The 12,861-nt window shown below is 72.2% G+C and carries 10 protein-coding genes; 5 read left to right on the forward strand and 5 right to left on the reverse strand.

The genetic code is table 11. From position 1 onward, the window contains the following. Positions 1-56: 56 nt before the first annotated feature. Genes GA0070616_RS28315 through GA0070616_RS22230 form a run of 3 tightly spaced genes read left to right on the forward strand, consistent with a single transcriptional unit; the run spans position 57 to position 1,667 of the window. Positions 57-254, forward strand: coding sequence for a hypothetical protein (locus tag GA0070616_RS28315; RefSeq protein ID WP_175440174.1), 198 nt, complete (start codon positions 57-59; stop codon positions 252-254). Positions 255-270: 16 nt separating this feature from the next. Then, positions 271-1,509, forward strand: coding sequence for a helix-turn-helix domain-containing protein (locus GA0070616_RS22225; RefSeq protein WP_175440175.1), 1,239 nt, complete (start codon positions 271-273; stop codon positions 1,507-1,509). Positions 1,510-1,520: 11 nt separating this feature from the next. Beyond that, on the forward strand, positions 1,521-1,667 hold the full coding sequence (locus tag GA0070616_RS22230) for a hypothetical protein (RefSeq protein ID WP_217628222.1): 147 nt from the start codon (positions 1,521-1,523) through the stop codon (positions 1,665-1,667). A gap of 10 nt (positions 1,668-1,677) precedes the next feature. On the opposite strand, the gene glgA is transcribed toward GA0070616_RS22230, so the two are convergent. Next, positions 1,678-2,886: a glycogen synthase gene (gene glgA / locus GA0070616_RS22235; protein WP_091086607.1), complete on the reverse strand. Its 1,209-nt coding sequence runs from the start codon at positions 2,884-2,886 to the stop codon at positions 1,678-1,680. A 68-nt stretch (positions 2,887-2,954) separates the two neighbouring features. On the opposite strand from glgA, the gene glgC reads away from it, so the two are divergent. Next, positions 2,955-4,187, forward strand: a complete 1,233-nt coding sequence (gene glgC / locus GA0070616_RS22240) for a glucose-1-phosphate adenylyltransferase (RefSeq protein WP_091086611.1) — start codon at positions 2,955-2,957, stop codon at positions 4,185-4,187. Positions 4,188-4,290: 103 nt separating this feature from the next. Further along, positions 4,291-5,940 (forward strand): phosphoglucomutase (alpha-D-glucose-1,6-bisphosphate-dependent), encoded by a 1,650-nt coding sequence (gene pgm, locus GA0070616_RS22245; RefSeq protein ID WP_091086614.1) that lies wholly within the window; start codon positions 4,291-4,293, stop codon positions 5,938-5,940. A 148-nt stretch (positions 5,941-6,088) separates the two neighbouring features. Here the strand turns inward: pgm and GA0070616_RS22250 are convergent, their stop codons facing one another. The 4 genes from GA0070616_RS22250 to GA0070616_RS22265 all read right to left on the reverse strand — a co-directional run bounded on the left by GA0070616_RS22250 (position 6,089) and on the right by GA0070616_RS22265 (position 12,666). Further along, entirely contained in the window at positions 6,089-7,018 is a 930-nt protein-coding gene (locus GA0070616_RS22250; protein WP_091086618.1) for an NAD(+)/NADH kinase, read from the reverse strand. Between the two features lie 92 nt (positions 7,019-7,110). Next, positions 7,111-10,221 carry a M14 family zinc carboxypeptidase gene (locus GA0070616_RS22255; protein ID WP_091086621.1) on the reverse strand — a complete coding sequence of 1,037 codons (3,111 nt, stop codon included), beginning with the start codon at positions 10,219-10,221 and terminating at the stop codon, positions 7,111-7,113. Between the two features lie 109 nt (positions 10,222-10,330). Beyond that, the gene (gene wecB, locus GA0070616_RS22260; RefSeq protein ID WP_091086626.1) at positions 10,331-11,431 is read right to left on the reverse strand and encodes a non-hydrolyzing UDP-N-acetylglucosamine 2-epimerase; all 1,101 of its coding nucleotides are present in this window, start codon (positions 11,429-11,431) and stop codon (positions 10,331-10,333) included. Continuing rightward, entirely contained in the window at positions 11,428-12,666 is a 1,239-nt protein-coding gene (locus tag GA0070616_RS22265; protein ID WP_175440176.1) for a glycosyltransferase, read from the reverse strand. Before GA0070616_RS22265 ends, wecB begins: the two co-directional genes overlap by 4 nt. Positions 12,667-12,861: the final 195 nt, after the last annotated feature.

Below are 12,861 nucleotides of genomic sequence, written 5' to 3' on the forward strand. Positions count from 1 at the left end.
GTTCCCGTGCTGCCCCGCTCTGACCTGCACCTCCCTTCCCTCGCAAGGAGGCTTCGATGCGTGAGCGTCCGCATGACGGGCCGCTGCCGCAGGCGCACCCGTCGCCGGGGGCCGGGCCACGGCATCCCGACGGCGACCGGGTGCCCTGCCCGCCCCGGCCCGGTCGTGCAGGACCCACCCGGCGGCAGTACGCCTACGGGATCGTGGTCGCGGTGGTCGTACTCCTGCTGTTCGTGGCCGGGGTGTTCCGGTGAGCGCGAGGGGCCGGCGGTGAGCGCGCTGCCGGTGGGCCGGCGGGTCGCGCAGTGGCGGGTGCGGCGGAACCTCACCCAGCAGCAGTTCGCCGACCGGCTCGGCAAGTCCAAGAGCTGGGTCGACAAGGTCGAGCGCGGGGCGCGCCGGCTGGAACGCCTGTCCAGTCTGCGGGAGGTCGCCGACGCGCTGCGGATCGACGTGGCGACCCTGCTGCCGGAGCGGGCCGGGCCGCCGGCCCCCGCCGCCGGAGTGGAGCGGATCCGTGTCGCCCTGGCCCGCTACCACGTCGAGCCACCGAACCGGCCGCCGGATCTCGCGCGGGTGCGGGCCGGGCTCGACCACGCCGAGCAGACCTACCGGCATGCCCGGTACCCGGCGCTGCGCGACCTGCTGCCCGGCCTGCTCGACACCGTCCGGCGTGCGCAGGCCGCCCGCCCCGGCCGGGCCGCCGACGAACTGCTGGTGTCGGCGTACGGGCTGGTCGCCCTGGCGCTGGTGAAGGTCGGTCAGGGCGAGTCGGCGTGGCTGGCCGCCGACCGGGGGATCGCCGTCGCGCTGGCCGCAGCGGACGCGCGGCTGGCCGCCGCAGCCACCGTGCCGCTGAGCCAGGCGCTGCGGGCGGTGGGCCGGCGGCGGTCCGCGATGGAGGCGGCGATGCTGGCCGCGCAGCGCCTCGGGCCACCCAGGCGAGACGCCTCGGCCGACCCGCCACCCCGGAGCGGTCTCTCGGCCGACGTGCCATCACGGTGCGGCCTCGCGGCCGACGCGCCGCTGCGCGGGACGCTGCTGCTCCAGGCGGCGCTCGCGGCGGGCGGCCTCGGAGACCGTGACAGCGCCCTGGCGTTCCTCGACCAGGCCGATGCGGTCGACCACGACGTGCCGGGCGGCGCGCACGAACTGCCGGGCGGCGCGGGTTTCGGCCCCGCGTCGGTGGAGGCGGCCCGGGTGGTCGTCGAGGCGGCCCTCGGCGACGTGGCGCTGGCGACGGCACGACACGAGCAGTTGGTGGCCGGCGATCGGTGGCGGTGGCTGCCGGTCGAGCACCGGGCCGCGCACCTGCTCGACGTGGCCCGCGCCTGCGCCACGGCCGGCGACATGTCGCGGGCGGGCCGGGCGCTGCTCGACGCGGAACGCACCGCCCACGCCGAGATACACGACCGGCCGGTAGCCCGGGGCGTCGTCGGCGTCGTGGCCCGCGCGGCCACCGCCCCGGCCGACCTGCACCGCCTCGCCGCCACCCTCCACGTCACGTAAGGTCAACAGCCATGCGCGACGTGTCAGGAACCGGGAATCAGTCTGGCGGTGGCGAAACCAGGGGACAACGCCTGGTGCGGCACATGCGCGGTCGGGGCAGCGCGAAGCAGACCGAGGGCCTGTCCACCGATGAGCTGATGGAGTTGCTGCGGGGCTGAACAACAGCCGTTAGCCGGTCGCGCCCACCGATCGGTAGACGTCCAGGGTCTGGCGGGCGATGGCGTCCCAGGAGAAGTGTTCCACCGCGCGCTGGCGGCCCGCCGTGCCGAACCGGGCCGTACGCGCCGGGTCTGCCAGCAACTCGTTCAGCCGGGCCGACAGGTCGGCCTCGAACCGGGCCGGGTCCAGCGGGGTGCCCGAGCCGTCGGTGGCCTGCTCGATGGGCACCAGCAGCCCCGTCTCGCCGTCGGCCACCACCTCGGGGATGCCGCCGGTCGCGGTCGCGACCACCGCCGTCTCGCAGGCCATCGCCTCCAGGTTGACGATGCCCATCGGCTCGTACACCGACGGGCAGACGAACACCGTGGCATGCGTGAGCACCTGGATCACCTCGTGCTTGGGCAGCATCTCCGCCACCCACACCACCCCGGAACGGTTGGCCCGCAGCTCGCCGACCAGCCCCTCCACCTCGGCGGCGATGTCCGGCGTGTCGGGTGCCCCGGCCAGCAGCACGAGCTGGGTGTCGGCCGGCAGGTCCCGGGCGGCCCGCAGCAGGTAGGGCAGGCCCTTCTGCCGGGTGATCCGCCCGACGTAGACCACGCTGGGCAGCGCCGGATCGATCCCGAGCCGGTCGACGACGTCGGTGCCGTGATCGGGGGCGTACTGCGCGGTGTCGATGCCGTTGTAGACCACCCTCACCCGGTCGGGGTTCACCGCCGGGTACGCCGCCAGCACGTCGCGGCGCATCCCCTCGCTGACCGCGATCACCGCGTCGGCCGCCTCGAAGGCGGTGCGCTCGCACCACGACGACAGCGCGTACCCGCCGCCGAGCTGCTCGGCCTTCCACGGCCGCAACGGTTCCAGGCTGTGCGCGGTCGCCACGTGCGGCACCCCGTGCAGCAGCTTCGCGGTGTGCCCGGCCAGGTTCGCGTACCAGGTGTGGCTGTGCACCACGTCCGTGCCGGCGCAGCCCGCCGCCATCTCCAGGTCGACGGCCATCGTCCGCAGCGCGGCGTTCGCGCCGGTCAGGCTCTCCGGTTCGGAGTACGCGACGACGCCCGGCTCGGTGCGCGGCCCGCCGAAGCAGTGCACCCGCACGTCGGCGAGCCGACGCAGCTCACGGGCCAGATACTCGACGTGTACGCCGGCCCCGCCGTACACCTCCGGCGGGTACTCGCGGGTGAGCAGGTCGACGCGCAGGGGGGCGGAGTCGGTCATGCCCGGCACCCTAGTGCAAAGTGCCCGTACGAGTGGTGAAGTGGGACCGGGATGGATAGCGTCTGGTCATGGCTGCCAAGGTGCTCGCGATCGTTCTGGCCGGCGGAGAAGGCAAACGCCTCATGCCGCTCACCACGGACCGGGCCAAGCCGGCCGTCCCGTTCGGCGGGATGTACCGCATGGTCGACTTCGTGCTCTCCAACCTGGCCAACGCCGGCTATCTGAAGATCGTCGTGTTGACCCAGTACAAGTCCCACTCGTTGGACCGACACATCACCAAGACCTGGCGGATGTCGACCCTGCTGGGCAACTACGTCACACCGGTGCCGGCGCAGCAGCGCCGTGGCCCCTGGTGGTTCGCCGGTTCCGCCGACGCGATCTACCAGAGCTTCAACCTGATCAACGACGAGCAGCCGGACTATGTGATCGTCTTCGGTGCCGACCACATCTACCGCATGGACCCGCGCCAGATGGTGGAGGACCACATCGCCTCCGGCGCCGGGGTGACCGTGGCCGGCATCCGCCAGCCGCTGTCGAGCGCCGACCAGTTCGGGGTGATCGAGGTCGGCGAGGACGGCCGGCGCATCCGCGCGTTCCGGGAGAAGCCCACCGACGCCGTCGGCCTGCCCGACGCCCCCGACCAGATCTACGCCTCGATGGGCAACTACGTGTTCACCACGAAGGCGCTGTGCGAGGCGGTGGAGTGCGACGCCGAGGACCGCACCAGCAAGCACGACATGGGCGGCAGCATCATCCCCATGCTGGTCGAGCGCGGCGAGGCCAACGTCTACGACTTCCGCGACAACGAGGTGCCCGGCAGCACCGACCGCGACCGCGGCTACTGGCGGGACGTGGGGACGCTCGACTCGTTCTACGACGCCCACATGGATCTGATCAACGTCCACCCGGTGTTCAACCTCTACAACTTCGAGTGGCCCATCTACACCGAACAGCCGCCCTACCCGCCCGCCAAGTTCGTCCACCAGTGGGGGGAGCGGGTCGGGCGGGCGGTCGGCTCGATGATCTCGCCGGGCGCGGTGGTCTCCGGCTCCCTGGTGGAGAACTCGATCGTGTCACCGAAGGTGAAGGTCCACTCCTGGGCGCACGTCGACGGCGCGGTGCTCATGGAGGGCGTCGACATCGGGCGGCACGCCGTGGTGCGTCGGGCCATCATCGACAAGAACGTCCACGTGCCCGAGGGGGCAGAGATCGGCGTGGACCTGGAGAAGGACCGGCAGCGTTACACCGTCTCCGACAACGGCATCGTCGTCATCGGCAAGGGGCAGCGCGTCGAACCCTGAGCAGCGCGTCGAAGCCTGAGCAGCGCGTCGAACCCTGAGCCGGGTGTGACCCGACGCCCGCCGGGAAACAGTGCATCCACCCGTACCCGAGGAGGTTCCCGCAGTGGCCCACCCCCGTGCCGGCCAGCCCGCCGAGCCCGCCGACCTGGTCGACGTGCCGAGGCTGGTGACCGCCTACTACGCCGAGCACCCGGATCCGGCTGACCCGGCGCAGCAGGTGTCCTTCGGCACCTCCGGGCACCGGGGGTCGAGCCTGCGCAACGCCTTCAACTCCGACCACATTCTCGCGGTCACCCAGGCGCTGTGCGACTACCGCCGTGCGCAGGGCCTCGACGGCCCGCTGTTCCTCGGCCGGGACACCCACGCGCTGTCCGCGCCGGCCGCCGTGGACGCCCTGGAGGTCCTCGCCGCCAACGGGGTCACGGTGCTGCTGGACAGCCGGGACGGCTACACCCCGACCCCGGCGGTGTCGCACGCGATCCTCACCCACAACCGGGGCCGCACGTCCGGCCTCGCCGACGGGATCGTGATCACCCCCTCGCACAATCCGCCCGACGACGGCGGCTTCAAGTACAACCCCACCAACGGCGGGCCCGCCGACTCCGACGTCACCCGCTGGATCCAGGACCGGGCCAACGAGATCCTCGCGGCAGGGCTCACGCAGGTCGAACGCATCCCGTACGCGCGGGCCCGCGCCGCCGACACCACCGGCGCGTACGACTTCCTCGGCCGCTACGTCGACGACCTGCCGGCCGCGATCGACGTCGACGCGATCCGCGACGCCGGGGTGCGCATCGGTGCCGACCCGCTCGGTGGGGCCAGCGTGGCGTACTGGGGGGAGATCGCCGACCGGCACCGCCTCGACCTGACCGTGATCAACCCGACGGTCGACCCGACCTGGCGGTTCATGACCCTCGACGGCGACGGCAGGATCCGGATGGACTGCTCCTCGCCGAACGCGATGGCGTCGCTGATCGCCGCCCGCGCCGACTTCCAGGTCTCCACCGGCAACGACGCCGACGCCGACCGGCACGGCATCGTCACGCCCGACGGTGGGCTGATGAACCCGAACCACTTCCTGACCGTGGCCATCGCCCACCTGTTCCGTACCCGTGAGAAGTGGGGCCCGGCCGCCGCCGTCGGCAAGACCCTGGTCTCCTCCTCGATGATCGACCGGGTCGCCGCCGACCTGGGGCGACCGCTGCTGGAGGTGCCGGTCGGCTTCAAGTGGTTCGTGCCCGGACTCCTCGACGGCACGGTGGGCTTCGGCGGCGAGGAGAGCGCCGGTGCGTCGTTCCTGCGCCGCGACGGCGGCACCTGGACCACCGACAAGGACGGCATCCTGCTCTGCCTGCTCGCCGCCGAGATCATCGCCACGACGGAACGTACCCCCAGCGAGCACTGGGCCGAGCTGGCCGAGCGCTACGGCGCCCCCGCCTACGCCCGCATCGACGCCCCGGCCAGCCGCGACGAGAAGGCCGTGCTCGGCAAGCTCTCCCCGGAGCAGGTGACCGCCACCGAACTGGCCGGCGAGCCGATCACCGCGACGCTGACCACCGCGCCGGGCAACGACGCCTCGATCGGCGGGCTGAAGGTCACCACCGCCTCCGGCTGGTTCGCGGCCCGCCCGTCCGGCACCGAGGACGTCTACAAGATCTACGCCGAGTCGTTCCAGGGCCCCGACCACCTGGCCCGCATCCAGTCCGAGGCGCAGGACCTCGTCTCGGAGGTTCTCGGTAGTGCCGCGTCGTAGGTGGCCGACGGCGATCCGCCCGGCGGCACTGGACAAAACGCTCGCTAGGACGCGGGCACCCACACCGTCCTGTGGCGGCGCGTGAGCGGTACGGGTGACAGCGGGAACACCGGCGTGGGACATGCCGGTGGCATCGGGCCATGCCGGTTCAGCGGGGCGGAGGCAGATCTCGGCGGTCGAGTTGGCGACGCAGGTTCTCCGGTAGCAGCTCGCGTAGCTGCTCCGGCAGCAGGGGCAGGTCCAGCAGGCTCAGCTTGAGCTGGTTGCGTTCCTGGTAGCGCCGCGCGTCCAGACGGACCACCAGGCCGGCGTCGCGACGGTAGCGGATGTGCAGCTCGCCCTCCGTCGCCGCCTCCCGAATCACCATGCCGTCCATCTCCACGACCGCTGGCGCGGAGTCGGGGCGCAGCTCCAACCGGACCGCCTCGCCGGGGGAGAGCACCACCGACCGGGAGATCCCGGCCATCGGTGCCGAGGGCGTGACCACCACCGCCTGGGTGGCCGGGGACACCAGCGGCCCACCCGCCGCGTAGCTGTACGCCGTCGAGCCCATCGGCGTGCTCACCACCAGCGCGTCACACCGGTAGTAGCCGTACTGCTGGCCGTCCACGGCCAGGGTGGCGGCGACGAAGCCCTGCCCCGGCCGCCGCACGAGGGCGACGTCGTTGAACGCGACGATGTTGTCGCCGCACACGTCACAGGCCAGGCAACTGTGCGTCTCGACGGTGAAGTCCCCGGCGGCCAGCCGGTCCAGCGCCCCGGGCAGCTCCGGTGCCTGCACCTCCACCAGGAAGCCCAGCTTGCCCAGGTGTACGCCGAGCACCGGTTTCGGGTCGGCGACGGCCGAGCGCAGCGCCCCCAGCATCGTGCCGTCACCGCCGATGCTGATCAGCGCGTCGCAGGCCGCGGCCAGTGCTCCGGGCGGCAGCGCCTCGACGCCCGGCGGCACGCGGTGCCGGTCCTCGGCACGGACCGCCAGGGCCACCCCCTGCCGACCGGCCCAGTCGACGATGGTGTCCACCACCGGGGACACGTCCCGGGTGGGATGGAGCACCAGCCCGAGACGTCGATGGTCCATGCCTACAGCACACCACATCGCCCCGCCCCGTCAGGGGCGTACGCGAAGGTGCGCCGGCGGTGCGGACACCGCCGGCGCACCCGTGAGCACCACTACCGGCGCGGACCGCCGGAGAGGTGGGTCAGCGCCCGCGCGACCAGGTCGTCACGCGCCGCCGGAGCCAGCCCCTCCAACCCGAAGCCGAGGTAGACGGTGTCCTCGGTGACCACCACCGAACCCTCCTCGAACGCCTGCTGGCTGCGCGACCAGTCGACCGCCGCCGGGCTCGATCCGGTCGGCGGACCGGCCACCGTCCAACCACCGAGATCGTCCGACTCGAACGAGGTCTGCGTGACCGTCACCCCGTCGACGACCACCCGGGTGTCGTCCAGGAACACGCCCAGGCCCTGGGTGCTCCAGTCCGAGACGTACGAGATGGAGACCTCGACCTGCTTGCCGGCGTAGGCGGACAGGTCGACGACGAACTCCTTCCAGCCACCGGAGTTGCCGGTGGCCGCGTGCCACTGCCCGGTCGTGCCCGTGGGGGAGCAGTCCGCGCCCTGGTAGTGCGCCAGGAACGGGTGCAGCTGCGCCACCCAGCCCGACTCGCAACTGTCCCCGGTGACCTGGGTGGTCAGCCCGTTCGCGTCCGGCAGCGTGGTCCAGTCGTCGCTGCCCACCTCGTGCGCCTCGACCATCATGAAGTCCCAGTTCGCCTCGATGTCGAACGAGGTGTGGAACCGCAGTTCCCCGCTGTCGGCCCCGGTCAGGTCCACCGTCCGGGTGAGCCGCTTGTAGGTCTCGTCGGACTGCCCGCTGAACAGGTACCAGTCCCCGGTGCGCGGATCGTACGGCGCGCCGCCAGGGCGCACCCAGCCCGCCGGCGCCGAGCTGCTGAACTGCGGGAACTGGTCGACGGGCAGGAAACTCGACGTGGTCAGGAACGACGCCGTGTGGTCCTGGTTGCCCGCCGAGCCCGGCGCGTTCAGCTCACCGGCGAACCCGCCGAACGGGCCGTCGTCGCCCCGCACCCCGTACGGCTGCCCCTCGGGGGAGGTGCCGCCGTCGCTGACGTAGCCGTAGGCGCCCAGCCAGTACTGCTGGAAGTCGTTGAACAACGGCAGGCAGGTCGGGTCCGCCGCGTCCGTGCACTCCGGCGGGGCGTCGGGACGGTACCCGTAAGCGCCGTTGGCGGACTGGGCGAACAGGGCGTACTTGCCGCTGACCAGCAGCTTGCCGCCCTCGTTGAGGTAGTCCCGCACCGCCAGTTCGGTGTCCAGCGCGGCCTTCGCCACCGTGCCGGGCACCTGCCCGGGGGCGCGCATGATGATGTCGTCGCCGGTCTCCCAGACCACGGTGTCGTAGTGCGACAGCACCCCGAGGTGGTGCGGTGCGGTCCGGTCCATCGCGTCGACGTCGTACACGTCGCTGCTGTGCCCGGCGGCGGCCAGCGACGCCGCGATCTCGTCGGCGTACTTCGCGGTGGTCGCGTCCTGGGTGGGGCTCGGCCCGGTGACGTCCTCCACGGCGAGGACCAGCACGTCCCCACCGATGTCGTCGTGCACCCGGTAGGTGAAGTGCTCACTGGCCACCACCCCCGCGCCGCGCTTGCGGGCGGTGAACCACACCTCGACCCGGTCCCCGGGCCGGGTGCCGGTGACCTTGCCGCGCAGTTCGGCGTAGTAGTCGTTGTGGGTGTCGCCGTAGCGTTCACCGCCGCGCCACTGGCGGACCGACGTGGTCTTCGGCCGGGCACCGTTGACCGTGTAGTGCATCCGCACGTTCGTCAGCGACCTGCGGGCGATCGTGGCCACCTGCTGGCTGCGCCCGTACGAGGTGTCGAACGCATCGACCACGAAGTCGGCGGTGTCGCGCCCGACCACCGACGCCGGGTCGTCCGGGGTGCGCGCCGACGTCGCCACCGACAGGGCGAACGGCAGGTTCTTCGCCACCTCGGCGGCGATCAGCTTCTCGTCGTCGGGGAAGATGAAGCCGCTGACGCAGTCCTCCGGCAGCCACTCGTCGTCCGGGTCGGAGGCCGCCGCCGCCTGACAGGTGGACATCTCCGGGGTGAAGCCGAGCGTGCCGTGCCGGACGGTGGCGTGCGTGTCGGTGTCACCGTTGGTCGTGTACAGCTCGGCCGACAGGTCCGGGTCGTAGCCGGGCACCGCCGGGTTGGCGTCGTCACCGACCATCGCCTCGTAGATCACGTCGTCCGGGGTGGGGGTGGAGACCTGCCAGCCGACGCCGTAGAGCAGCAGCTGCGCCGCCGAGTGGTAGTTGACCAGGAACTCGAACCCGACCCGCTTGAACAGCCGGTTGAGCGCCTTCGTCTCCGGCTCGGAGTTCGGGCCCGGGCCCCGGTAGGTCTCGCTGACCGGATCCGGTGAGGAACCCTCGTTGTCGTAGCCCCACTTGTAGGCGAAGTTGCGGTTCAGGTCCACGCCGTCGCCGGAGGTGATCCGACCGTCGCCGTCGTTGTCCCGCAGGTTCTTGCGCCACAGCCGGTTGCCGGGGGTGAAGGTGTGGTCGTAGCCGTCCGGGTTGGCCACCGGCAGGAACCACAGCTCGGTGGTGTTGACCATGCGGGTGATCTCCGGATCGGTGCCGTAGCTGTCGAGCACGTGGTGCATCAACCGCCGCGTCATCTCCGTGGTGATCCACTCGCGGGCGTGCTGGGTGCTGGCGTAGAGCACGGCGGGGCGCTGGCCGTCCGGCACGTTCTTCGCGTTCCTGGTGACCTTGACGGCGAGGATCGGCTTGCCCTGCCACGACCTCCCGATGGTCTCCACCTTGGTCAGCTTCGGGTGCCGGGCCGCCGTCGCGGTGATCTCGTCGCGGATGCCGCCCGGCGCACTGTACGAGCGGAACGCCGTCCAGCCCGTCGCGGCCTGCTCCCGCAGCACCTGCGAGGCGGCCTTGCCGCGTACCTTCTTGACCTTCAGCTCGACGCCCGCGCGGCTCAGCTTCTCCGCCTGCCCCCGGCTGAGCACCGTCTCGATCTCGGTCCTGCCGGAGCTGTCGGTGCCGCCGTGGTCGTGACCGAGGTCGACGCCCACCCGGCGCAGCTCGTCGAGCTGCCCCGCGTCGACCGTGCCGACGTACACCTCCAGGTTGTCGCGGCCGCCCGGATCGGACGGTGGCCGGGCAGTCGCCGGTGTGGTCAGCGCCAACGCGCCGACGAGAGTGAACACGCCGGCGATCGCCAGCCGTGTGCGCCTCATTGCGCCCCCTTCGTGGAAGGACCTGTCGGCGCGAGCCTTCCGGGGGTGAGGCAAGCATGTCAATACGTTGATGAGCTGAACGTTTCGTCTGCCGCAGTCGTGCCCGCCCTCAGCCCGCGCCGACGAACCGGGCGATCACCTCGGCTATCCGGCTGCCGGCCCGACCGTCCCACAGTGGCGGTGTCGGCCAGCCCGCGGCGGGCCGTTGCGTCACCAGCAGCGCCCGGACCGCCTCCGCCAACTCCTCCCGGGTCACCAGGCGGTTCGTGCCGTGGCTGATGGTCACGGGACGCTCGGTCTCGGCGCGCAGGGTGAGGCACGGTACGCCCAGCACCGTCGTCTCCTCCTGGACACCGCCGGAGTCGGTGACCACGGCGCGGGCCCCGCGCACCAGGCTGAGAAACTCCACGTAGCCCTGCGGCTCGACGACCCGGATCCGCGGGTGGGGGAACAGCCCCGCGGCGGCCAGGCTGGCGCGGCCCCGGGGATGCAACGGCAGCACGATCAGAACCTGGTCGGCCACCGTGTGCAGCGCCTTGGTGAGTTCCGCCGCGTCGCCGGGATCGTCGACGTTCGCCGGCCGGTGCAGGGTGGCGACCACGTACCGCTCGGGCAGGGAGAGCTGCTGGCGGACGAGCGGGACGTCGAACAGGTGCAGGTTGGCGAGCAGCGTGTCGATCATCGGGTTCCCGACGAAGTGGACCCGTGCCGGGTCCACCCCCTCGTTGCCCAGGTGGACCAGCGCATCCGGACTCGTGGCGAACAGCAGCTCCGACACCCGGTCGGTGACCAGCCGGTTGATCTCCTCCGGCATCGACCGGTTGAAGCTGCGCAGACCCGCCTCGACGTGCGCCACCGGGATGCCGAGCTTCGTGGCCACCAGGGCGGCGGCCAGCGTGGAGTTCACGTCGCCGTAGACGACCACCAGGCCCGGGCGCGACGCCACGAAGAGCCGTTCGAGACCCACCATGACCTCGCCGGTCTGACCGGCGTGGCTGCCCGAGCCGACGGCGAGGTTCTCGTCGGGCTCCGGCAGGCCGAGCTGCCGGAAGAAGACGTCCGACATGCGTTCGTCGTAGTGCTGCCCGGTGTGGATCAGGCGCTGCCGCACCCCCCGGGCGCCGAGCGCCCGCACGACCGGCGCCGCCTTGGGGAAGTTGGGCCGGGCACCCGTGACGTGGACGACCTGGACCGGGACGTCGGAGTTCACAGCAGCCCCCTGGAGTGGCTCGAAGGAACCGGCGAGGACGGCTGCTCGCCGGCGGCGGTCAGGAGACGCTTCTGCAACACCGACGTCTCCGCCTCCCAGACGAACTCCGACCGGCCGGTCACGTAACAGTGCTCAGCCATCGCCCGCACGCCGGGAAGATCCGCCGCGAGTTCGCACAGCAGCGCACCCAGCGCGGCGGGCTCGACCGGGATCGACCAGCCGACCGCGAACCGTTCGATCAACGCCCGGTTCTCGGCCAGGTCACCGGCGATGACGGGACGCCCGGCGACCACCCCCTCGAACAGCTTGTTGGACAGCGAGTCGTTGGCCGGGTCCACCGCCTCGTACAGCGCCGTGGCGACGTGGGCGCGCTGGATGCGAGCGGCCACCTCGGTGGGCGGGCACGGCCCGGGCAGCGAGACGTACGCTTCGGCACCCGCGTCGCGGATCCGGTCCAGCAGGGCCGTCCGGTACTCCTGGCTCGCCGGGCCGGTGACCTCGAGGCGTACCGCAGCCCCGGCGGCCCGGGCGGTGACGGTGGCGTCGATCAGCGCCTCGATGCCGCGCCCGGGGTAGAGGGTGCCGACGCAGGCGACGACCAGGTCCGGCCCCGGTGGCGGGGGTACGAAATCCGGCGCGAACGCGGCGAGCGGGACGTTGCGGATGACGAGCACGTCGTCGAGGCCCAGCCTGCGGAACTGCGTCGCGTGACTCTCGCAGACCGCCACCACGGTCACCGGGGCGCGTCGGGCCACCAGCCGGAGCAGGACGGGTTCCACCCGCGAGAACCAGGTGGCGAGCGAGCCCCTGGTGCGGATGCCACCCGGGCGTTCGCGTCCGTTCAGGATCACCTGGCTGCCCCAGCGTCGACGGTGCGCCAGGCCGATCCAGAACAGCGCGATGTGCCCCACGAAGACCGTCCTGGCCCGGGTGGCGAGGACCCGCCGCCGCAGGTGCCACAGGGCGGGGAGGTAGACGGTGGCCAGGTTGCGGATCGAGGCGGTCAGCCGGCGTCGCTGGTCGATGCGACCCACCGGTAGCTGCTCCACCTCGATGCCGTCGATCCGTGACAGCCCGGGATCGTCGGCCGCGCCGTTGCGGCCGACCTGGGCGAGCGTGACCGCCCGCACGGTGCCGGGCAGGTGGGGCGCGGCCGTCACGGCGATCTTCCGCGTCCTGGTGGAGTGCCGGAAGGGGGAGAGGTCACACAAGATGAGACTTGTGTCGGTCGTCATGCGAGAACCTATTCTTCTGGGTCCGCCGCGCTGGTGTGCGCAGCGGCCGCACCGGTGGGGAACGGGGTCGGAAGGCGGTCGCGCGGCCAGCCGGGCCGGCGACGGGGGCCCCTGGCTCAACGAACCAGAGGGTCCCCGCGTTGCGTGCAGCCTCGCCCGGTGCGGCCGGCCGGCCGCCGGGGTGTCCGCAGCCAT

Source organism: Micromonospora nigra (assembly GCF_900091585.1).
GTDB lineage: Bacteria > Actinomycetota > Actinomycetes > Mycobacteriales > Micromonosporaceae > Micromonospora > Micromonospora nigra.